We start from the raw sequence: 21,735 nt of genomic DNA, 5'->3' as shown, positions 1-21,735 counted from the left end.
TGCTGATCACGTCCATCTCCCGGTAAACGTGAGGCTGTTCACGCTTCGGCCGATCCCAGGACCAGCACCTTGATAGCCAGCACGGCCGCGCCGCGCGCCCAGTCGTGAAAATCGGACACCTTCGTCTCGAGGTCGACCGGTGCGGCCAGGGGATGCCGGTTGTCGCGGATGGTCTCCTCGACCGTCGCGCCCGCCACATCCATCAGCCCGACCCCCTCCCCCGCGAGCAGGATCTTCTGCGGCATCACGAAATTGGAGATCTGGGCGACGAGCGTGCCCAGGGCGCGTGCGGCCTCGCCGATGACCCGGGCGGGCATCGGCTCTCCGGCGGCGGCCAGCGCGAGGATCTCCTCATAGGTCCGGTCGCGGCCGGTGGCGGCCTGGACCTGGTAGCGGATGTTGGGGATGGTCAGCAGTGAGACGGCGCTGCCGCGCCGGCCGTCCGGGGTGAGCGGGCCGCTGGGGTCCACGATCCAGTGACGGCCGAAGCCGCGGTCCTCCTCGGCGCAGGACACCCGCTTGCCGCCCAGGACGAGCCCGTAGCCGATGCCGGCGCCGATGGTGAGGACGGCGAAGCGGTCCAGACCGCGCCCGGCGCCGAACCAGGTCTCGGCCTCGACCAGGGCGGCGACGTCGTTCTCGACGACCACGGGCAGCCCGGTGCGCTCCTCGACGAGTTCGGCGAGGGGGACGTCCCGCCACAGCAGGAAGGGGGACTCCCCGACCACGGCACGGTCCCGCACGAAGCCGCCGACCCCGATGCCGATCCCGGCGAGCCGGGGGTGTTCGGCGGCCAGTTCGGCGGTCATCGCGCCGAGCAGGTCGGCGACCTCCGCGGGGTCGTGGGTGGTGAGCGGACGGTCGTGGCGGGCGACGATGTGGCTGCGGAGCGTGGTGACGACGCAGTAGACCGTGTCCTCAGTGATCTTGAAGCCGAGGAAGGACCCGGAGTCGGCGACGACGTCCAGCGGCTGCGAGGGCCGGCCCTGCCGGGCCTCCGCCGGCGCTCCGGCCTCGGCCACCTCGATCAGCAGGCTCGACTCGATCAGCGGCTTGGTCAGCCGGGTGAGGCTGCCGGCCGACAGCCCCAGCCTCCGGGCGAGCTCGGTCCGGGACAGCGGGCCGTGGACGAGTACTTCGATCGCCACGGAGCGCTCCCCCGCGCTCAGCGGCAGCCAGCCGGCGGTGCCTGCGGTCATGTACGTCCGACTCCCCTCAGCCTTTTTTTCGCACTGAAACCAACATGACCACTCTAGGGCGATGGTGGTTCCTGTGAAAAGATGTTTGCGCACCTCTTGACGCAGCAATTGTTTCGCACCAAAAGTAAGTCCCGCCAGAGGACGAGCCGCCGTATGCGAGGGAGTCGCCCGATGACCATCGCCTCCAGCAGTCCTCCGTCACGTCTGCCCACGGGCGGCGCCGCGGAGGCACGCAGCAAACCCAGGACACGCCGGACCGGGGTGGGGGACAACCGGGGAGACGGACGGCTGGCCGCGGTGTTCATCGCGCCGGCGCTGCTCGGCTTCGTGGTCTTCCTGCTCTGGCCGACGCTCCGGGGCATCTATCTGAGCTTCACCCGCTACAACCTGCTGACACCGGCGGAGTGGGTGGGCCTGGACAACTACGTCCGCATGGTCAACGACCCCATCTTCTGGGACTCACTGTGGGTCACCGTCGAGTACGTCGTCATCAACATCGGCGTGCAGACGGTCGCGGCGCTCGCCATGGCCGTCCTGCTGCAGCGGCTGACCCAGTCGGCGATGCTGCGCGGGATCGTGCTCACGCCGTACCTGATGTCGAACGTCGTGGCCGGCCTCGTCTGGCTCTGGATCCTCGACACGCAGCTGGGCATCGGCAACGAGATCATCAGCGCGCTCGGCGCCGACCGCATCCCGTTCCTCGCCGACGAGACCTGGGCGATCCCGACGATCGCGCTCATCAACGTGTGGCGGCACGTCGGATACACCGCCCTGCTGCTCTTCGCCGGTCTCCAGGCGATCCCGAACGACATGTACGAGGCGGCCAGGGTGGACGGCGCGAGCGAGTGGCGGATGTTCTGGCGGATCACCATGCCGCTGCTGCGGCCGATCCTCGCGGTCGTGCTGATCATGACCATGATCGGGTCGTTCCAGGTGTTCGACACCGTCGCCGTCACCACCGCGGGCGGTCCGGCGAACGCGACCAACGTGCTCCAGTTCTACATCTACGGCTCCGCCTTCGGGCGCTTCCAGTTCGGCTACGCCTCGGCCATGTCCGTCGCCCTGCTGGTCGTACTGAGCGCGATCACCATCCTCCAGTACCGGCTCACCCGGGCCGGCCGGACCGACCTCGGCTGACGGAAGGGAGACACCGACATGGCCACCGTGACGACAACGACGCCCACGACCCTGCGGCCGGTCCGGCGCAGGTTCCCCTTCGGGCGGGCCGCCGCCTGGACCGTGATGGGACTCATCGTCCTCATCACCCTCCTGCCGTTCTACTGGATCCTGCGCACCGCGCTCTCCACCAACGCCGGCCTGAGCGCCGACCCGACCAACCCGCTGCCGGTGGACCTCACCACGAGCGGATTCGAACGGGCCCTGGGACTGCAGTCGGCCGAGGAGGCCGTCAAACAGGGCGGCGCGGGCGGCGGGCTCGACTTCTGGCGCTATCTGCTCAACTCCGTGCTGGTCTCGACCCTGATCACCGGCTGTCAGATCTTCTTCTCCGCGATGGCCGCGTATGCCTTCTCGCGGCTGCGCTGGCGGGGCCGGGACAAGGTGTTCGGCCTGTTCCTGGCCGGGATGATGGTGCCGGCCATCTTCACGCTGCTGCCGAACTTCGTGCTCATCAAGCAACTGCACCTGATCGACACGCTCCTCGGTATCGCGCTGCCCACCATGTTCATGACGCCGTTCGCGGTGTTCTTCCTGCGCCAGTTCTTCATGAACATCCCCAGTGAGGTCGAGGAGGCCGCGCTCCTCGACGGCGCCGGGAAGATCAAGATCTTCTTCCGGGTGGTGCTGCCGATGGCGTCCACGCCGATCATCACGCTGGGCGTGCTGACGTACATCACCTCCTGGAACGACTACTTCTGGCCGCTGATGGTCTCCTACAGCGACAGCTCACGGGTGCTGACCGTGGCGCTGGCGGTCTTCCGGGCGCAGACCCCGGCGACCGGCGTCGACTGGTCCGGGCTCATGGCGGCGACGCTGATCGCCGCGCTGCCGATGCTCGTGCTCTTCGCCTGCTTCGCGCGCCGCATCGTCAGCTCCATCGGCTTCACCGGGATCAAGTAAGGGGACTGTGATGCGAATTCGACTTCGTCCGCTCGTCGCGGCGACCGGAGCGCTGGCGCTGTCCCTGGTCAGCGGATGCGCGCAGTCAGGCGCCGCAGGATCCTCCGCGAACACGGTCACGTACTGGCTGTGGGACGCCAACCAGCTGCCCGCCTACCAGGCCTGTGCCAAGGGGTTCGAGAAGGAGAACCCCGGGCTGAAGGTGAAGATCACGCAGCTCGGCTGGAGCGACTACTGGACCAAGCTCACCGCCGGGTTCATCGCGGGCACCGCCCCGGACGTGTTCACCGACCACATCCAGAACTTCGGCCAGTTCTCCGACCTGAAGGTCCTCGAACCGCTCGACGACCTCGGCATCAAGGACTCCGACTACCAGCCGGGCCTCGCCGCCAACTGGATCGGCAAGGACGGCCACCGCTACGGCGCTCCCAAGGACTGGGACACCGTCTCGCTGTTCTACAACTCGAAGATGACCGAGGAGGCCGGGCTCAGCGCCGAGCAGCTCAACAGCCTGTCCTGGAACCCGAAGGACGGCGGCACCTTCGAAAAGGCCATCGCCCACCTGACGATCGACAGGAAGGGCAAGCGGGGCGACGAGCCGGGCTTCGACAAGAACAACGTCAAGGTGTACGGCATGGCCACGGGCGGCGGCGGCTTCGGCGACGGCCAGACGCAGTGGAGCCCCTTCACCGGCTCCGCCGGGTGGAACTACCTCGACAAGGCGCGCTGGGGCACGAAGTACCAGTACGACAGCAAGACCTTCCAGTCGGCCGTCGAGTGGTACTTCGGCCTGGCGAAGAAGGGCTACATGCCACCCCTGTCGGACTACAACATCCAGTCCAACCAGCAGAACACCCAGATCGCGGCGGGCAAGGCGGCCACCGCGTTCGACGGGGCATGGATGATCTCCACCTACGCGGGCTTCAAGGGACGGGACATGAAGACCGCCCTGACCCCGGCCGGACCGACCGGCAAGCGCGCCACCATGATGAACGGCCTCGCCGACTCCGTCACCAAGGCCTCCAAGAACAAGACGGGCGCCAAGAAGTGGGTGGCGTATCTGGCCTCGGACCAGTGCCAGACCGTCGTCGGCGAAGCCGGCGTCGTCTTCCCCGCCACCGCGGCCGGGACCGAGGCCGCGGTCGCCGCGTACCGGAAGAAGGGCATCGACGTCTCGTCGTTCACCGACCCCGTGGCCGACAAGAAGCGCTTCCGGACCTTCTCCTACCCGATCGCCAGCTACTCCGCGGACATGACGGCGCTCATGCAGCCGGCGATGGAGGACATCTACGGCAACGGAAAGCCCGTCAGCAGCCTCGACCAGACCAACGACCAGATCAACCTGATCCTCTCGCAGTGATCACCCGCACAGTGAAGGGCATGCCTCACATGACGTTCTCCCTCGGCATCGTCGGCGCCGGACAGTTCTCGGGCCAGTTCGCCACCCTGTTCCAAGCCCACCCCGGCGTCAGCGACGTCTACGTCACCGACCTGCTGCCCGAGAGGGCCGAACAGCTCGTCGCCGCGCAGGGCCTCGCCGGCTCCTTCCCGTCGTACCAGGCCATGCTGGAGTCGGAGGACGTCGACGCGGTCGCGATCTTCACCCAGCGCTGGACGCACGGCCCGCTGGTGCTGCAAGGCCTCAACGCCGGCAAGCACGTGTACTCCGCGGTCCCCATGGCGATCAGCACGGAGGAGATCGCGGCGATCATCGACACGGTCAAGGCCACCGGCCTGACGTACATGATGGGCGAGACCAGCGAGTACAACCCGGCCACCGTCCACGCCCGCAACCAGATAGCCGAGGGCGCCTTCGGGCGGCTCTTCTACGCCGAGGGCGACTACGTCCACGACATGGACCTGGGCTTCTACGAGGCCTACCAGTACAGCGGCGGCGAGAACTGGAAGGCCACCGCCAGCTATCCCCCGCTGCTGTACCCGACGCACGCGATCGGCGGGGTGCTGGGCGCCTGGCAGACGCACGCCGTCAGCGTGTCCGCGATCGGTGTCCTGGACGACCGGGGCGACGGCGTCTTCGACAAGGACGTCAGCCAGTTCGGCAACGACTTCTCCAACGCCACCGCGCTGTTCGAGGTCGCAGGCGGCGGCTCGTTCCGTACGAACGAGTTCCGGCGGGTCGGCTATCCCTCGCACATCCGTGAGTCGCGCTTCCGTTTCTTCGGCACCGAGGCGAGCATGGAGCAGCTCGCCACGGTCGCACTGTGGCAGGACAAGCAGGGCGTGAAGGACATCAGCGAACTGCTGGAGCCCAAGCCCACCATGGCTCCCGACGACCCGTCGCTGCAGCACATAGCGCCGGAGCTGCGGGCCGCCTTCACCTCCGGGTCGGCGCCCGTGCACGACCGGGAGCGGCTGCCGAGGGAGTTCGACAACCTGCACAACGGCCACGAGGGCAGCCACCACTTCCTGGTCGACGACTTCGTGACCGCCGTCAACGCGCGCACCCTGCCGTCGGTGAACGCGTGGGTGGCCGCCCGCTACACCTTGCCGGGCATCATCGCGCACGAGTCCGCGCGGCAGGGCGGGGTACGGCTGGAGATCCCGGACTTCGGGGACGCGCCCCAGTAGGGGCCGGTGCGGGCCGGGTGCCTGGGATCAGGTGCCCGGCTTGCGGCCGTAGACGAAGACGTCGTCGTTCTTCTTCAGCAGCGACCAGTACTTCTTGGCGTCGGTCTTGGTCATGTTGACGCAGCCGTGCGAGCCCGGCGGGTTCCACACGCTGATGCCGACCGAGTGGAAGGCCTGGCCGCCGTCGAAGAACTGGGCGTAGGGCATCGGCACGTCGTAGATGGAGGAGACGTGGTCGATGTTGCGCCAGTAGATCTTCTTCAGGCCCGTGCGGGTCTCGTCGCCGTCGCGGCCGGTGCGGACCGGGACCGGACCGTAGACGAGCTTCTTGCCGTCCTGGATCCAGCTCAGCTGGAGAGTCAGGTTCACACAGGCGATCCGGCCCTTGTTGACCGGGCACTTGCCGTCCTTGTTGGGGTTCGTCCCGACGGCCTTCTGCTTCTGCATCAGGTCCATCACGCCCCAGGTGACGGGCCCGGCGTAGCCGATGTTCGGGGAGATCCCGTGCTTGGTCTGGAAGGCGCGGATCGCCTTGCAGTCGGCGGCGGACTGCTTGCCGTCGACCGGACGGCCGAGGAACTTCTCGACCTGCTTCTGGTACGGGCCGGTCTGCGTGGTGCAGCTCGCTGCCTGCGCCGGGGTGGCGCCGAGCGCGAGTGTGAGCGGTGCCACCAGGCCGGTGATCCCGAGTGCGACGGCTCCCCGTCTGCGTACGTCCCCCATGGCTCGTCATGCCCTTTCGCGGAGATGGTCTGCGGTGTTCTGCCAGCTAGACGGGCGAAAGGGGGCTTGGGTTGTGCGGAGGTTCGGCCTGCGACGAAACGGTGACATACCTCACCGCTCGGCACGGCCCCCGCTAGGGGCGCAGGGCGTCGTGAAAGCCGGTGTTGACGGCGGTGAGGCCGCCGTCGACGACCAGGGTGGCGCCGGTGATCCAGGAGGCGTCGGACGAGGCGAGGAAGGTGACGGCCGCCGCGATGTCCTCCGGTTCGCCGACCCGGCCCAGGGGGTAGAGCCGGCGCAGCGCTTCCAGGTCCTGGTCGCGGCCCTCCCAGGCGGTGGTGCGGACGGTGCCCGGCACCACCAGGTTGACGCGGACACCGCGCGCGGCGGCGTGACCGGCGAGGGTGCGGGTCAGGGAGCCAAGGCCGGCCTTGGCGGCGCTGTAGGCGTGGTTGCCGAAGTCCTGCAGCCCGTTGACCGAGCCGATGGAGACGACGGCGCCGCGACCCGAGGCGGCCAGGTGCGGCAGCGCGGCACGGCAGCAGCGGTACGCGCCGGACAGGGTGACGTCGAGGTCGCGCGCCCACGACTCGTCCGGCTCGTCCTCGAAGAGAGGCGCGTCGGGCGAGCAGTGGGCGGCGCTGTTGACCAGCACGTCGAGCGAACCGAAGGTGTGGACGGCGTGGGCGACGGCGGCCTCGGCGGCCGCCCGGTCGGCCACGTCGCACTCGATGCCCTCGGCGGTGAGCCCCTCGTCCCGCAGGGCCCGCGCGGTCCGCGTGGCCGCGGCCGGGTCCTGGTCGGCCACCAGGACCCGTGCGCCCTCCCGCGCGAACCGGCGGGCGGTGGCGGCGCCGATGCCGCGTGCCCCGCCGGTGATGAGAACCCCGTATCCCTCGAAGCGCCTGGTGTCCGTCATGGGCCGACCGTACTGCCCCGGGGGTGGCTCAGCGGTAGCCGCTCGTGTCGGCCGGCTTGCCCGCGTCCTGGACCTCGACGAGGTAGCGCCAGGCGTCCGGGCGGCTGCCGTCGAGGTCGGTGAAGCCGTACACCTGGGCGAGGCCGCCGCTGGAGAGGGACTGGCCGTTGAAGCGCGCCACGTCCGGGTCGGCGGCGAGCGCGGCCACGGCCCGGCCGACGTAGCGCGGGGTCTCCGAGATGGCGAAGTGGGGGACGCGTTCCAGGGCGTCGCGCCAGTTCTCCTCCTGCACCTCGAAGACCTCCAGCATGATCTCCGAGCGGAGCCAGCCGGGGGTGAGGGCGACGGCTGTGGCGCCGCGTGGGCCCAGCTCGTGGCCGAGGGCGAAGGCCATGCGCAGGACGGAGGCCTTGGCGAGGTCGTAGAAGAAGCTCACGCGGTAGTTGTCGCGGTTGTAGTCGGCGGTGCCGTCGGTGACCTCGACGACCAGGCCGCCGGGGTTGCGCAGCAGCAGGGGCAGGGCGTGGTGGCTGGTGATCGCGTGGGTCTCGACGGCGAGCCGGAGCAGGTGCAGCCCGTTGTCGAGGTCGTGCTCCCAGACCGGGGCGTCCCATGCGAAGAGCTTCTCGCCGCCCCAGATGTCGTTGACGAGGACGTCGAGGCGGCCCTGCTCGCCGTCGATCCGCTCCACGAGGGTGCGGACCTGCGCGGGGTCGAGGTGGTCCGTGGGGACGGCGATGCCGTGTCCGCCGGCCTCGGTGACCAGGTCGGCGGTGTCCTCGATGGTCTCGGGCCGGTCGTACTCGGAGCGGCGGGTGCGTGTGCTGCGTCCGGTGACGTAGACGGTGGCGCCCGCCGCGCCGAGTTCCACCGCCATGCCCCGTCCGGCGCCCCGGGTCGCACCGGCGACCAGTGCGACCTTGCCCTTCAGCGGAGCTGACATGTCCGACCTCCCGTTGCCGTGAATGCGTGGTGCTTCGAGAGTGACGGGTAAGCCGGACATCTTCTGTCGCCTTTTGCCGGCGACACGCGGTCAGTGACCCCGGGCGATCCACTCCTGCAGCTGGGGGGCCTCCGCGCCGATGGTCGTGGGGTCCCCGTGGCCGGTGAGGACCTTCGTCTCGGGCGGCAGCGTGAGCAGCCGGTCGCGGATCGAGTCGATGATCGTCGGGAAGTGCGAGAAGGACCGGCCGGTGGCGCCGGGGCCGCCCTGGAACAGCGTGTCGCCGGTGAAGACGGTGGCAAGCCCTGGGTCGTACAGACACACCGCTCCGGGCGCGTGCCCCGGGGTGTGCAGGACGCGCAGGTCGGCGCCGCCGGCCTCGATCGTCTGGCCGTCGACCAGCCAGGCGTCGGGCTCCCGGTCCGGGTGGGTCTGCTTCCACAGCGGCAGGTCGTCGTGGTGCAGCCAGATCGTGGCGCCGGTGCGCTCGGCGAGGGCGGGGGCGGCGTCGATGTGGTCGTTGTGGGCGTGGGTGCACACGATGGCCGTGAGCCTGCGGTCCCCGACGGCCCGGGCGATGGCGTCGGCGTCGTGGGCGGCGTCGATGACGATCGCCTCGTGGTCGTCGCCGACGATCCACACGTTGTTGTCGACGTCCCAGGTGCCGCCGTCGAGGCTGAACTGGCCGGAGGTGACGAGGTGTTCGACTCGGGTGGTCATCAGAGCACCACCACCGAGCGCAGCACGTCGCCGTGGTGCATCCGCTCGAACGCCTTCTCCACCTCGTCCAGCTGGATGGTCTCGGTGACGAACGCCCCGAGGTCCAGGCGCCCTTGCAGATGCAGGTCGATCAGCATGGGGAAGTCACGGGAGGGCAGACAGTCGCCGTACCAGCTCGACTTGAGCGATCCGCCGCGGCCGAAGACGTCGAGCAGCGGCAGTTCGAGCTTCATTTCGGGGGTGGGCACGCCGACGAGGACGACCGTGCCGGCGAGGTCGCGGGCGTAGAAGGCCTGCTGGTACGTCTCCGGGCGGCCGACCGCCTCGATGACGACGTCGGCGCCGAAGCCGCCGGTCAGCTCGCGGATGGCCTCGACCGGGTCGGTCTCGCGCGAGTTGACGGTGTGGGTGGCGCCCATCGTCCGGGCGGTCTCCAGCTTGCGGTCGTCGATGTCGACGGCGATGATCCGCGCCGCTCCGGCCAGCTGCGACCCGGCGACGGCCGCGTCACCGACGCCACCGCAGCCGATGACCGCGACGGTGTCGCCCCGGCCGACGTTGCCGGTGTTGATCGCGGCGCCGATGCCGGCCATGACACCGCAGCCGAGCAGCCCGGCCACCTGCGGGGCGACCTCCGGGGCGACCTTGGTGCACTGCCCGGCCGCGACCAGCGTCTTCTCGGCGAACGCGCCGATACCGAGGGCCGGGGAGAGCTCCTGGCCGGTCGAGGCGAGGGTCATCTTCTGCCCGGCGTTGTGGGTGTCGAAGCAGTACCAGGGCCGCCCGCGCAGACAGGCCCGGCACTTCCCGCACACCGCGCGCCAGTTGAGGATCACGAAGTCGCCGGGCTCGACGTCGGTGACGCCGTCGCCGACCGCCTCGACCACGCCCGCCGCCTCATGGCCGAGCAGGAAGGGGAAGTCGTCGCTGATGCCGCCCTGCTTGTAGTGCAGGTCGGTGTGGCACACTCCGCAGGCCTGTACGGCCACGACCGCCTCTCCGGGACCGGGGTCGGGCACCACGATCGTCTCGATCCGCACCGGCTCGTCCTTGCCGGGTGCGATCACACCGCGTACTTCCTGCGCCATGGCGCTGACTCCTTCGTCGGCCGGGGTCCGTCCCTTCCGACCCTACGCGCGACTGATCGGTAAGGGGCGGGGATCGGCCACCTCAGACGCATGATCACGATTTCCCCCGGTGGCGAAAGGCCGGCCACCGTACGAGCCCCGCGCCGTAGCCTGAACGCTCCGCCCGACGCCGAAGGAGCGACGTGAGCATCGCAGAGACCGATTCCGCCGCGCCTCCCTGGCGGCTGCTCCTCGGATACGTCCGGCCGCATCGCTGGTCCCTGGCCGCCGGTGCCGTGCTCTCGCTGGTCACCGGGGCGACCGGGCTGCTGCTGCCGCTGGTGGCCAAGGGCCTGATCGACGATCTGTCGCACGACCGGGCCATCACCAGGGCGCTGCTGGCGATGTCGGCGCTGGTATTGGCCAACGCGGTGGTGGGGGCACTCGGTTCGTACGTGCTGCAGCGCACCGCCGAGTCGGTGGTGCTCGGAGCGCGGCGCGCGCTGTCGTCGTATCTGCTGCGGCTGCGGATCACGGCCGTGGACCGCAGCGAACCCGGGGATCTGATGGCCCGCATCACCTCCGACACCACGCTGCTGCGCCAGGTCACCACCAACTCGCTGGTCGGTCTGGGCACGGGCGGTCTCACCCTCGTCGCGACGATCGTGATGATGGGCCTGGTGGATGTCGTGCTGCTGGGCGTCACGCTGGCCGTGATCGCCGGTGCGGGGGTGATCCTCGGCGTGATCGTGCCGCGCATCAACAAGGCGAGCCGGCGGGCGCAGGACGCGGTGGGTGTCATGGGTGCCTCGCTGGAGCGGGTCCTCGGCGCTCTGCGCACCGTGAAGGCGTCGGGTGCCGAGCACCGGGAGGAGGCCACGCTGCACGAGGCGGCCGAGGAGTCCTGGCGGCAGAGCGTGCGGGCGGCCAGGTGGTCGGCGGCCGCGGGCAACACGGCGGGGCTCTCCATGCAGATCGCCTTCATCACGGTGCTCGCGGTGGGCGGCGCGCGCGTCGCGACCGGCGCCGTCGACGTGGGCACGCTGGTCGCCTTCCTGCTCTACGTCTTCTATCTGATGTCGCCGATACAGCAGGTCGTCGGCGCCGTCACGCAGTACCAGACGGGCGCCGCGGCCCTCACCCGCATGCAGGAGGCGCTGCTCCTGCCCGCCGAGCCGTCCTCCCGGTTCGCGCCGCTCCCCTCCCCCGGCGCACAGCCCGCCGCCCTCGCCTTCGACGACGTCCGCTTCCGCTACGCCGACGACCTGCCGTACGTCCACCACGGCGTGACGTTCGCCGTGCCCGCGCAGGGCATGACGGCGTTCGTGGGCCCGTCCGGCGCCGGCAAGACCACCGTCTTCTCGCTGATCGAGCGGTTCTACGACCCCGGCTCCGGCGTGATCACCCTGGACGGCCGGGACCTGTCCGACTGGGATCTGCCCCAACTGCGCGCCGCGATCGGCTATGTGGAGCAGGACGCGCCGGTCCTGTCGGGCTCGCTGCGGGACAACCTGCTGCTGGGCAATCCGGACGCGGACGAGGGCGCCTTGTCGCGGGTGCTGAAGACGACCCGTCTCGACGGCCTGATCGCCCGGCTGCCCGCAGGGCTCGACACGCTCGTCGGGCACCGGGGCACCAAGCTGTCGGGCGGTGAGCGGCAGCGCGTCGCCATCGCCCGCGCGCTGCTGCGCCGCCCCCGGCTGCTGCTGCTCGACGAGGCGACCTCGCAGCTGGACGCGGTGAACGAGGCGGCGCTGCGGGACACCGTCGCGGACGTGGCCCGTACGACCACGGTCCTCGTCGTGGCGCACCGGCTGTCGACGGTGACGACGGCCGACCGGATCGTGGTGATGGACGCGGGCCGGGTCCGGGCCGTCGGCACCCACCGCGAACTCGTGACCTCCGACCCGCTCTACGCGGAGCTGGCGGCGACCCAGTTCCTGGCGGCGGCCGACTGAGCCGTCGTGCCGGGGGCGGTGGCCCGGCTGCGCTTGCCGAGCCCGGCGGGCGGGAGGAGGCTCAGGGGTGAGGCTTCTCGCGGCCCGCTCCCCGTCGGGCCGCGGCCTCGCGAAGGAGGTCATCATGGGAACCGCGGCAGACCCCGCCTTCGACCGAGACACACTGCGCCGGGGCGTGGAAGGGCAGACTCCGGAGATTCTGCTCTCCCTCTACGCCGACGACGCGGAGCTCCGCATCGTGGACCGTACGACCCAGCCCAGCCACCCCAAGGTCCTGCACGGCCGGGAGGAGATCGGCCGGATGCTGGAGGACGTGTACAGCCGCGACATGACGCACAAGATGGAGCGGTGCGTCGTCCAGGGCGACGAGGCCGCCTACAGCGAGAGCTGCCAGTACGCGGACGGCGTGCGCGTCCTGTCCGAGTCCATGATCTCGCTGCGCGGCGGAAAGATCACCGAACAGACCCTGATCCAGGCCTGGGACGAATAGGGCCTGCCCGGGATGCGATCAGCGCATCCAGGCGCTGTACGACATGACGTCGCCCTCCTCCACCCCGTACTGGGGGTCGGGGCGTGTGAGGGTGCTCTCCAGACCCAGGACGGCGCCGGTGACCGGGTCCATGATCAGCATCCGGCGGACGCCCTGAGTGTCGTTCACGTAGGCCTGGCCGCGGCGGCCCAGCCGGTCGGTCACCTGGCCGACCGGCCGCAACCCCTCGGAGCCGGCGAGGAGGCGGGCGAGCGTCGCGCTCTCCCTGGCGCCGAGGGTCCAGTTGTCCAGCAGGGTGGCCACGGCGTCCAGCAGCTCCGGCGTGGTCAACGGCGTGTCGGTGAACCGGGCTTCCCTCAGGTAGTCGCGCAGCCGGGCCGGATCCCGCGGCGGGGGTGAGTGGGGAGGTGCGTCGCTCCAGCTCGGCGGGTAGGTCCGGTCGCTGATGACGTGTCCGTCGTCGACGAGGTGGGGCTCGCCGTCCGCGTCGGAGAGGACCGGGCGGCCCGGATGCCTCGGGTCGGTGGCCACGACGAGTTCGGTGTGGCCGGCATCGGCCCGCCAGCGCACGATGCGTTCCTCGGGCAGGGTGATCGGGGGTTTGCCGTCCGACATGCCCAGGCTCCAGGACTGCACGTGCGTGCCCTTGCGCAGACGGGGCGAGCCGTCGGCCGCGGCCTGCTCGGCACGTTCGGCCAGCCGGTCCAGGGGCACGGGGGTGGAGCCGGTCCGCACCACCAGCGGGCGGGGCGCGGCGACGGCCGGTGCGGTGTCCGGACCGCTCAGCACGAGGGTGAGGGTCAGGGCGGCGACGACGGCGGTGGCCACGAGCCCCCAGGCCAGCCGGGGCCGGCCGGGGCCCGGCAGCAGCCGGTCCCGCAGACGGCCGGAGGGCCGCTCACGCAGCAGACGCGCGAGCCGGCGCTCCGCGTCGTGGTCCAGGGGGCCGTCGCCGAGGTGGGGGCCGTCGTGCGGCACCGGGTTGGCGCCGCGCAGCAGTTCGAGTTCGTCAGCCATGGCCGTGTTCCTTCGGGGCGGTCATGTGGGCGGCGGGCAGGGGGAACGGGGCGTCGGCCGTGGAGGCTGAGGCAGGGAGCCGGATCTCACCAGCCGTCATTCCCCCGCTCCTCGTCGTGGAAGACGCGTCAGTCATCGTCCCGCCCTCCCCCGCAGTGCGCGTCGGCCTTGGCGTGCTCGGGGGCCATGCGGTCGATCTCGGTTCTCAGCCGGCGGCGTGCCCGGTGCAGCCGCATGGCCGCGGCCCGGCTGCCGCAGCCGAGGGCGACCGCGACCTCGTCGACGCCGAGTTCCTCCCAGGCCGTCAGGCGCAGCACCTCCTGGTCGGACGGGGAGAGACGGGACAGTGCCTCGTGGACCCAGGCGCCGGGTGTGTCGGCCTCGGGTCCCACCGCGATGTGCCGCCCGTGCGCGGTGTCGTCGTTGCCGAGCCGGTCGACGAGCCGGCGGCGGCGTCCGTGCCCGCGTACCGCGTTGGCCAGGCAGTTGCGGGCCACGCCGTACAGCCAGGGCAGCGGGGAGGGCGGCAGGTCCGCCCGGCGGCGCCAGGCGACCGTGAACACCTCCGCCACCACTTCCTCCACTTCGCCGGCCCGCCCCTCCAGTCGCCTCGCGACATAGCGGCTGACCGCCCAGTAGTGCTCGCGGTAGGCAGCGGCGAAGATCTCGTCGTTGCTCATGTCCCGTTCGTGTCCGGCACCTTCTCGATCGTCACACCCGTTTTCGTGATTCTCGTCGCGTGCGTGCAGTGTGACGTCCGGGCGGGGCTCGGACACAGGCGGGGTATGAGGCACCTCAAGTGGCTGACGACCACGGATCACAAGACGATCGGCACGCTGTACCTGGCGACGTCGTTCGCGTTCTTCGTCATCGGTGGCGTGATGGCGCTGTTCATGCGCGCCGAGCTGGCCCGGCCGGGTCTGCAGATCATGTCGAACGAGCAGTTCAACCAGGCGTTCACGATGCACGGCACGATCATGCTGCTGATGTTCGCGACGCCGCTGTTCGCCGGCTTCGCGAACTGGATCATGCCGCTGCAGATCGGCGCGCCCGACGTGGCGTTCCCGCGGCTGAACATGTTCGCCTACTGGCTGTACCTGTTCGGCTCGCTCATCGCGGTCGGTGGCTTCCTCACGCCGCAGGGCGCGGCCGACTTCGGCTGGTTCGCCTACAGCCCGCTCTCAGACGCGGTCCGCAGCCCGGGTATCGGCGCCGACATGTGGATCATGGGTCTGGCCTTCTCCGGCTTCGGCACCATCCTCGGCTCGGTCAACTTCATCACCACGATCATCTGCATGCGCGCCCCCGGCATGACGATGTTCCGCATGCCGATCTTCGTGTGGAACGTGCTGCTGACCGGTGTGCTGGTCCTGCTCGCCTTCCCGGTCCTGGCCGCGGCCCTGTTCGCCCTGGAGGCGGACCGCAAGTTCGGCGCCCACATCTTCGACTCCGCCAACGGCGGCGCGTTGCTGTGGCAGCACCTCTTCTGGTTCTTCGGCCATCCAGAGGTGTACATCATCGCGCTGCCGTTCTTCGGCATCATCTCCGAGGTCATCCCGGTCTTCTCCCGTAAGCCGATGTTCGGTTACACGGGTCTGATCGGCGCGACCATCGCGATCGCGGGCCTGTCCGTGACGGTGTGGGCCCACCACATGTACGTCACCGGCGGTGTGCTGCTGCCGTTCTTCTCCTTCATGACCTTCCTGATCGCGGTCCCGACCGGTGTGAAGTTCTTCAACTGGGTCGGCACCATGTGGCGCGGCAGCCTGTCGTTCGAGACGCCCATGCTGTGGGCGATGGGGTTCCTGATCACGTTCGTGTTCGGCGGGCTCACGGGTGTGCTGCTGGCCTCGCCGCCGATCGACTTCCACGTCTCCGACTCGTACTTCGTGGTGGCCCACTTCCACTACGTCATCTTCGGGACGGTCGTGTTCGCGATGTTCTCCGGCTTCCACTTCTGGTGGCCGAAGTTCACCGGCAAGATGCTGGACGAGCGCCTCGGCAAGATCACCTTCTGGACGCTGTTCATCGGCTTCCACGGCACGTTCCTGGTCCAGCACTGGCTCGGCGCGGAGGGCATGCAGCGGCGGATCCCCGACTATCTGGCGGTGGAGGGCCTGACGACGCTCAACACGGTGTCGAGCATCTCCTCGTTCCTGCTCGGCATGTCGATGCTGCCGTTCTTCTACAACGTGTGGAAGACGGCGAAGTACGGCGAGAAGGTCACGGCCGACGACCCCTGGGGCTACGGCCGCTCCCTGGAGTGGGCGACCTCCTGCCCGCCGCCCCGCCACAACTTCGTCGCCCTCCCCCGGATCCGCAGCGAGTCCCCGGCGTTCGACCTGCATCACGCGGACGTCGCGGCGGCTGAGCGGGAGCTGACGCTCCGATGACCGCGATGAGGGGTCTCCCTGTGGACATGCGGGCCTTCCATCACGAGGTCGAGGGCCATCTGCTCGCCGCCGCGGCGCGGGAGGAGGCCCGCACGGCCGCCGAGCGCTTCGCCGCCGGGCTCGACTGGCTGCCCGATGCTCAACGGCAGGAGGTGGAACGGCTGTTCGCCGCGGAGCACCTCGCCCTCACCCGGGCCTCGTGGCAGCGGACGGCCCACCGTGGGGAGGAACTGCGGGGCGAGTACGAGGCGGTGTACCGCGGGCTCCGCGCGCGGTTGCTGGCCGCTCTGCTGCTGGGAGGCACGCTGGTGGCGGCCGTGAACCTCGTGGTCCTGGTGTCAGGCTAGTCCGTTCAGTCCCGCGTCGCGGGTCGCAGGACCTCGATGAGGCTGGCGTAGCTGTCCTGTCCGTGACCCGCCGCGGCGGCCTTCTCCATGGCGGCCTTCAGCAGCTCGGGCAGCGCGTTGTCGATGCCCCGGGCCGCCGCCGCGTGGATGAGGTGGTCGATGGCCGCGATCTGTACGTCGACGGTGGCGTCGTCGCCCGGGTAGCGGCCCGCGTCCACCTGGGCGGCGTACCTGGTGAGAAAGCCCGTCACGGCGGTCAGCCAGCGGATCGCCACGGGGGTGAAGTCGGCAGCGGGCGTCCCCTCGGCGCCGACCAGCGCCGTGCCGTGCAGCCAGCCGGTCATGGTGGACCACATCAGGCCGAGCAGCGCGGCGTCGTAGAGGGAGGCGAGGCCGGGGTCGGTGCCGAGGTGGAGGGGGTCGCCGAGGGCCGCCAGCGTGGGGCTGTGGGTCTCGAAGACCTGCCGGGAGCCGCTGTAGAGGAACATCATGGCGGGGTCGCCGACGCCGGGCGGGGTGGTCATGATGGCGCCGTCGAGGTAGTCGACCCCGTGGGACCGGGACCACTCGACGGCCTCGTGGGCCTGCTCGGGAGAGCCGGAGGTGAGGTTGACCAGGGTTCTGCCCGCGAGGTCGACGGCGGCCGGGTCGAGGACCGTGTACAGCGCCTCGTAGTCCAGCACACAGGCGATGGTCAGCGGGGAGGCGGCGACCGCCTCCTGAGGCGTGGCGGCCAGGCGGGCGCCTCGCTCGACCAAGGGCCGGGCCTTGTCCGGGGACCGGTTCCAGACCGTGGTCGGGTGACCCCGGTCCAGCAGCGCGGCGGCCAGGGCCGAGCCCATCGAGCCCAGTCCGAGCACGGTGACGGCCTGCTGTTCTGCGTTCATGCCCAACTCCTCGTGAAGCGTGTGTAGGTGATGCGTGATCACGTACGGCAACGCTCGCAGGGCGTGAGGACCGGGAACAGTGACAGCGGTGACGGCGTCCACCAAATTCCTGCCATACGCTTCGGGGCATGGGTGCTGGTTCCGTCGCCGTGGTCGTGACCGAGGAGATCGGGGTCCCGTCCTGGGATCTGTACGAACTGAGCATCCCCTGCACAGTGTTCGGCAAGCCGCAGCCGGATCTGGCCGATCCCTGGTACGACCTGCGGCTCTGCGGGACGGGTGCGGGGGCGCGGGAGAATGCGGAGGGGCACGGGCTGACCCTGCGGACCCGCTACGGGCTCGACGACCTGGCGGACGCCGACACGGTCATCGTGCCCTCGGTGCCCGACCCCTGCGTCGACGAGGGCAGGCCGCTGCCGGAGGGGTTGGTCGCGGCCCTGCGGCGCGCCCATGACGCCGGTGCCCGCATGGTCTCCCTCTGCACCGGCGCCTTCGCGCTCGCCGAGGCGGGGCTGCTCGACGGCCGCCGGGCGACCGCGCACTGGATGCACACCGACCGACTGGCCGAGCGGTACCCGAAGGTGCGGGTCGACGAGTCGGTGCTGTACGTGGACGACGGCGATGTGCTCACCAGCGCCGGGCTCACCGCCGGCCTCGACCTGTGCCTGCATCTGGTGCGGCGCGATCTGGGCGCGCACGTCGCCAACCAGCTGGCGCGCCGCATGGTGGTGCCCGCCCACCGGCCGGGCGGGCAGGCGCAGTTCATCGAGCTGTCGGTGCCGCCCAGCGACGACGTGGGGCTGGCTCCCGTGCTGGAGTGGGCGCGGGCGAACCTCGACCGGCCGCTGACGGTCGCCGATCTGGCGCGGCGGGCCTCGATGAGTCCGCGTACGTTCTACCGGCGCCTCCAGGCGGCCACCGGGACGACTCCGCTCCAGTGGCTCCTCGACCAGCGGCTCGGGCGCGCCCGGTCCCTGCTGGAGTCGACGGACCTGCCGGTCGAGAAGGTCGGGGAGCTCAGTGGCCTGGGCACGGCCAACAACCTCCGGCACCACTTCCTCAAGCACATCGGGGTGCCGCCGGGCGACTACCGGCGGGCCTTCCCCCGGGCCCTTCCGGAGTCACGCACCTCGGCCTGAGGGACTCCATCCCGGCGGCCGCAGGATCCCCAGCAACTGCCGGACCAGTTCCTCGACCACCTCGTCCAGGGTCGCGTCCACCCACCCCGCGCTCCAGTCGTGCAGCAGCCCGTTGACGCTGCCGATGAAGCCCGTCGCCGCGAGGCGGTAGTCGCGGGGTGCGGCCTCCCCGCGTGCGGCGGCCGCTTCGGCCTCGGCGCAGATGAGGTCGACCCAGCCGGCCCGGCGGGCGAGCCGCTGTTCCTCCAGGCGCGGGCTGACACCGATGATCTCGACGAAGGTGATGCGGATCCGGCGCGGATCGGCCGCGACGTTCCCGGCGTAGGCGCGGAAGATCGCCGTGGCGCGCTCGACGAGCGGCAGGTCGGCGGATGCGGCCGCGGCCTCCAGAACCGCAGTCTCGGCCCAGCCGTTGACCTGGAGGTGGAGGGCGGCGAGCACGTCGTCGAGGGTGCGGAACTCCTCGTAGAACTGGCGCGTGGACAGTCCGGCCGCCTCGCTGAGCGCCGCGACCGTGGTGGAGCGGAAGCCGGGGGTGTCGCCGAACAGCTGGAGCGCGGCGTCGAGGAACCGTCGGCGCCGCTCGGCCTGCCGCTCCTCGGCCGTCTTGCCGCCGTAGCGGCCGGTGGGCGGTCTGAGTCTCCCCGGCACCGGCTCTCCCTTCGGCGTTCGAACACCGGTCCTTGTCCGAACGCCGATTGTGTCGTGTTCCCGGTCCCGGAGAGAAGGCCGCCCTTCCCTGCCGCGTGGCTAGCCGGCCTCCCTCGCCGCCCATGCCGTCAGCTCGGAGCGGGCCGCCTTCAGCAGGTCCGCCGAGGGTGCCGTCGCCCCGTTGGTCACCAGCGCGTAGTGCGGGACGCCCGAGTCGGGCGCGGTGAGCAGGAGGCGGCGGCTGCCCGTGCCGCCCGGCTCCTGGGCCACACCGACCGGGGTCGTCGAGGTGTACGCCGGCGGTGCGTGGGCCGTGCCCAGGTCGGAGACGACCGTGGTGGACGAGGTCGGGAAGCTCGCCGGCAGATGCAGTTCGGTGGGCGCCGAGCTGCCGTCCGAGCGCCAGAGCAGCAGCCCGTACTGTCCCGATCCCACGAGCCGCTGCACATTGGGCAGCGCACTCGGCACCGGGTTCCAGGTCAGCGTCGTCGAGCCGTCCCGGGAGCGGTCCTCGTAGGTGAAGCCGACGGTTGTGCCGGCCGTGGCGCTCGGGTAAAGGCGGTCCAGGAGCCGGGCATCCTGGCGCAGCACGGGCTTGCCCGAGTCGTCGAGGCGTACGGCGGACAGGTCCTCGTCGTTCCAGGCGTCACCGGTGGTGAGCACCTTGTCGGGGTTGCCGTTCATCAGCTCGCGGTGCCGGCCGTGGTAGATGTCCCACTGCCACTGCGAGCCGGAGAGCACGGGCCCCGAGGCGGCCGGGTCGGACCACCAGTCGGCGCCCTTCAGGCGTGAGTCGAGGGCCTGGTACATGGCCTTGAGGACGGTCGGCGCCTTGTCGGAGACATTGCCGGCCAGCGGGTGCCCGAACTCGCTGACGATGGCGGCGGTCCGCGCGGAGGCGGCCCGGTCGCGGACGGTACGGAAGTCGCCCGCGTACTGGCCGTCGGCCGCCTTGCCCCACATGAAGACGCCGGAGATGGCCTTCTGGTCGTAGAAGTGGGTGTTGAACACATAGCGCGGTCCGAGGGTGCCGGCGTCCAGCAGGCCGCCCTCCTGCTTCTGGAAGTCGAGGTTGGCGTTCCAGAAGAGGTTCGGCTCCACGAACGCGGGCTTGTCCCGCCAGCCTGCCGTGTCCATGCGGGCCCGGAACTTCTCGTAGAACGGCCACAGCACGTCCTTCTCCCAGGCCCGGCTGGTCTGCCCGGAGTCGTGGACGCCCGCGTGCGGCTCGTTGTAGGGGTCGAAGCCGACGACGCCCTTGAACCGGTCGGCGTCCAGGTGCTGCCTGAGGTACGTCATGGTCTTCTCGGCGGTGGCGAGGAAGGCGTCCTGCACGCCGTGCGCGTTGTGCCAGAAGTCGTACGAGGCCCGCTTCACGGCCTCGTTCTGGGTGATGTTCTGCCCCCAGAAGAGGCAGATCCCGCAGGACTCGTCGGGGTAGTTCCCGGCGTCCACCGCCCACTTGGGCGCGCCGTCGCCGGTGTACCAGCTGTCGGCGTCGAACAGGTGCCGGGAGTAGAGGTCCTGGTGGAAGTCGGGGTAGACGCGGATGCCGGCGTCGAGGAAGGCCCGCATCTGGTCGGTGGCGGCGGCGAGGTAGGCCGTGTCCACCTGGCCGCGCTCGGGCTCGGCGTAGGCCCAGGAGAGCAGGAAGCGGACGGTGTTGCCGCCGCCGAGGGCACGCAGGGCGGTCGCCGACTTCTTGGCGTCGGCGACCGAGGCGAAGGGCAGGCCGCCGTTCTCCGCCAGCTTGGTCTCGCCGGAGACGTTGTAGCCGCGGAGCACGATCTCGCGGCCGGAGGCGTCGGTGAAGCGGCCGTCCCGCACGGCCAGCGGGGCGCCGTCGAACCAGAGGGAGTCGGAGGGGGCGGCTGCGGTGGCGGGCGGGACTCCCGCCACCGTCAGGGATCCGCTGAGGACGACCAGGACAGCGAGCAGACGTACCCGGATGTTCGGCATGTCCACCACAGTCCGGCGGCGTCCGGGCAGCGTCAATACCTCCTGACCCCGAGGTAAGTTGACTGTCAGTCAGCCCGCCTGCTCACTCCCCCACCCGGCGGGTCACGTTCAGCAGATACTCCTTCCTGTTCAGCGGATTGTGGTCGGTGCGCGGCCGGTGCGGAACCGTGCCGCGGGTCACCGGCGCGTAGTGGTCGAAGGCCGTCTCCAGCTCGCCCTCGCCCCGGGTCAGCCCCGGCAGCCGCCGCTCCAGCGCGTGCACCCGGGCGGCCGGCACCATGCCCTCCAGCACGCAGACCACGTCCCGTGTGCCGGTGTTCTCCGGTACCGCGCCCAGCCGGGCCAGCACCGGCAGCAGCGCGCCGAGCGTGTCGGCCGGCGCCTCGAGCCGGAAGCGGTGCACCGGCTCGTGCACCAGGGTGCCTGCCCGGCGCAGCGCCTCCATCAGGACCAGCGGGGTCAGGCCCCGGAAGTCCTGGCCGGTGCTCGACATGCTCTTGTCGAAGCCCTGGTGCGCGTGGCTCTGCCGGGGCGAGTAGCCGGAGTGGGTCATGGTGACCGTGCAGTCGGTGACCTGCCAGCCGTGCAGCCCCTGGCCGAGGGTCTCCCGGACGGTATCCTCGACGGCCTTGAAGAAGGCGTACGGCATCGAGCC

General features: G+C 70.5%; 20 protein-coding genes and 1 pseudogene. 9 read left to right on the top strand and 12 right to left on the bottom strand.

What is annotated here, in order from left to right; translation table 11 throughout:
* Positions 1-38: 38 nt before the first annotated feature.
* Positions 39-1,199, bottom strand: coding sequence for an ROK family protein (locus tag ACZ6I3_RS38380; RefSeq protein WP_469420971.1), 1,161 nt, complete (start codon positions 1,197-1,199; stop codon positions 39-41).
* A gap of 171 nt (positions 1,200-1,370) precedes the next feature.
* On the opposite strand from ACZ6I3_RS38380, the gene ACZ6I3_RS38375 reads away from it, so the two are divergent.
* The 4 genes from ACZ6I3_RS38375 to ACZ6I3_RS38360 are packed head-to-tail and all read left to right on the top strand — an operon-like array spanning position 1,371 to position 5,867.
* Entirely contained in the window at positions 1,371-2,336 is a 966-nt protein-coding gene (locus ACZ6I3_RS38375; RefSeq protein WP_469420970.1) for a carbohydrate ABC transporter permease, read from the top strand.
* A gap of 18 nt (positions 2,337-2,354) precedes the next feature.
* Entirely contained in the window at positions 2,355-3,278 is a 924-nt protein-coding gene (locus ACZ6I3_RS38370; protein ID WP_391106603.1) for a carbohydrate ABC transporter permease, read from the top strand.
* Between the two features lie 10 nt (positions 3,279-3,288).
* Entirely contained in the window at positions 3,289-4,638 is a 1,350-nt protein-coding gene (locus ACZ6I3_RS38365; protein ID WP_469420969.1) for an ABC transporter substrate-binding protein, read from the top strand.
* 29 nt (positions 4,639-4,667) lie between these two features.
* Complete coding sequence (locus tag ACZ6I3_RS38360) at positions 4,668-5,867, top strand: Gfo/Idh/MocA family protein (RefSeq protein ID WP_469420999.1); 1,200 nt, start codon at positions 4,668-4,670, stop codon at positions 5,865-5,867.
* A gap of 27 nt (positions 5,868-5,894) precedes the next feature.
* On the opposite strand, the gene ACZ6I3_RS38355 is transcribed toward ACZ6I3_RS38360, so the two are convergent.
* From ACZ6I3_RS38355 to ACZ6I3_RS38335, 5 genes are all read right to left on the bottom strand, one after another.
* Positions 5,895-6,590, bottom strand: coding sequence for a L,D-transpeptidase family protein (locus ACZ6I3_RS38355; protein ID WP_469420968.1), 696 nt, complete (start codon positions 6,588-6,590; stop codon positions 5,895-5,897).
* A 133-nt stretch (positions 6,591-6,723) separates the two neighbouring features.
* A complete protein-coding gene (locus tag ACZ6I3_RS38350) occupies positions 6,724-7,509 on the bottom strand; it encodes an SDR family NAD(P)-dependent oxidoreductase (RefSeq protein ID WP_469420967.1) in 786 nt (261 codons plus the stop codon).
* 28 nt (positions 7,510-7,537) lie between these two features.
* The gene (locus tag ACZ6I3_RS38345; protein WP_469420966.1) at positions 7,538-8,452 is read right to left on the bottom strand and encodes an SDR family oxidoreductase; all 915 of its coding nucleotides are present in this window, start codon (positions 8,450-8,452) and stop codon (positions 7,538-7,540) included.
* Positions 8,453-8,542: 90 nt separating this feature from the next.
* On the bottom strand, positions 8,543-9,172 hold the full coding sequence (locus ACZ6I3_RS38340) for an MBL fold metallo-hydrolase (RefSeq protein WP_469420965.1): 630 nt from the start codon (positions 9,170-9,172) through the stop codon (positions 8,543-8,545).
* Positions 9,172-10,260 carry an S-(hydroxymethyl)mycothiol dehydrogenase gene (locus tag ACZ6I3_RS38335; protein ID WP_469420964.1) on the bottom strand — a complete coding sequence of 363 codons (1,089 nt, stop codon included), beginning with the start codon at positions 10,258-10,260 and terminating at the stop codon, positions 9,172-9,174. Before ACZ6I3_RS38335 ends, ACZ6I3_RS38340 begins: the two co-directional genes overlap by 1 nt.
* Positions 10,261-10,442: 182 nt before the next feature.
* Between ACZ6I3_RS38335 and ACZ6I3_RS38330 the strand changes: the two genes are divergently transcribed.
* Together ACZ6I3_RS38330 and ACZ6I3_RS38325 are read left to right on the top strand one after the other, a co-directional pair.
* Positions 10,443-12,197: an ABC transporter ATP-binding protein gene (locus ACZ6I3_RS38330; RefSeq protein ID WP_469420963.1), complete on the top strand. Its 1,755-nt coding sequence runs from the start codon at positions 10,443-10,445 to the stop codon at positions 12,195-12,197.
* Positions 12,198-12,321: 124 nt separating this feature from the next.
* Entirely contained in the window at positions 12,322-12,687 is a 366-nt protein-coding gene (locus ACZ6I3_RS38325) for a nuclear transport factor 2 family protein (protein ID WP_469420962.1), read from the top strand.
* An 18-nt stretch (positions 12,688-12,705) separates the two neighbouring features.
* On the opposite strand, the gene ACZ6I3_RS38320 is transcribed toward ACZ6I3_RS38325, so the two are convergent.
* Both ACZ6I3_RS38320 and ACZ6I3_RS38315 read right to left on the bottom strand, forming a co-directional pair.
* The gene (locus ACZ6I3_RS38320; protein WP_469420961.1) at positions 12,706-13,704 is read right to left on the bottom strand and encodes a CU044_5270 family protein; all 999 of its coding nucleotides are present in this window, start codon (positions 13,702-13,704) and stop codon (positions 12,706-12,708) included.
* A gap of 128 nt (positions 13,705-13,832) precedes the next feature.
* Positions 13,833-14,384: an RNA polymerase sigma factor gene (locus tag ACZ6I3_RS38315; RefSeq protein ID WP_469420960.1), complete on the bottom strand. Its 552-nt coding sequence runs from the start codon at positions 14,382-14,384 to the stop codon at positions 13,833-13,835.
* A gap of 105 nt (positions 14,385-14,489) precedes the next feature.
* On the opposite strand from ACZ6I3_RS38315, the gene ctaD reads away from it, so the two are divergent.
* Both ctaD and ACZ6I3_RS38305 read left to right on the top strand, forming a co-directional pair.
* Positions 14,490-16,097, top strand: coding sequence for an aa3-type cytochrome oxidase subunit I (gene ctaD, locus ACZ6I3_RS38310; protein WP_469420959.1), 1,608 nt, complete (start codon positions 14,490-14,492; stop codon positions 16,095-16,097).
* Between the two features lie 5 nt (positions 16,098-16,102).
* Positions 16,103-16,444 carry a hypothetical protein gene (locus tag ACZ6I3_RS38305; RefSeq protein ID WP_469420958.1) on the top strand — a complete coding sequence of 114 codons (342 nt, stop codon included), beginning with the start codon at positions 16,103-16,105 and terminating at the stop codon, positions 16,442-16,444.
* Between the two features lie 5 nt (positions 16,445-16,449).
* On the opposite strand, the gene ACZ6I3_RS38300 is transcribed toward ACZ6I3_RS38305, so the two are convergent.
* Positions 16,450-17,331: an NAD(P)-dependent oxidoreductase gene (locus ACZ6I3_RS38300; protein WP_469420957.1), complete on the bottom strand. Its 882-nt coding sequence runs from the start codon at positions 17,329-17,331 to the stop codon at positions 16,450-16,452.
* 149 nt (positions 17,332-17,480) lie between these two features.
* On the opposite strand from ACZ6I3_RS38300, the gene ACZ6I3_RS38295 reads away from it, so the two are divergent.
* Entirely contained in the window at positions 17,481-18,470 is a 990-nt protein-coding gene (locus ACZ6I3_RS38295) for a GlxA family transcriptional regulator (protein WP_469420998.1), read from the top strand.
* Here ACZ6I3_RS38295 and ACZ6I3_RS38290 read toward each other — a convergent pair.
* The 3 genes and pseudogenes from ACZ6I3_RS38290 to ACZ6I3_RS38280 form a co-directional block, all read right to left on the bottom strand.
* Entirely contained in the window at positions 18,453-19,121 is a 669-nt protein-coding gene (locus ACZ6I3_RS38290) for a TetR/AcrR family transcriptional regulator (RefSeq protein WP_469420956.1), read from the bottom strand. The genes ACZ6I3_RS38295 and ACZ6I3_RS38290 overlap by 18 nt on opposite strands.
* A 99-nt stretch (positions 19,122-19,220) precedes the next feature.
* Positions 19,221-21,080 carry a cellulase family glycosylhydrolase gene (locus tag ACZ6I3_RS38285; protein ID WP_469420955.1) on the bottom strand — a complete coding sequence of 620 codons (1,860 nt, stop codon included), beginning with the start codon at positions 21,078-21,080 and terminating at the stop codon, positions 19,221-19,223.
* 82 nt (positions 21,081-21,162) lie between these two features.
* Positions 21,163-21,735: pseudogene (locus tag ACZ6I3_RS38280) on the bottom strand (GTP-binding protein); the annotation flags it as partial.

This window comes from Streptomyces sp. NPDC041940, from assembly GCF_055589465.1.
The sequence above is the reverse complement of the archived record's forward strand: the minus strand, read 5'-3'. Positions and strand labels throughout refer to the sequence as shown.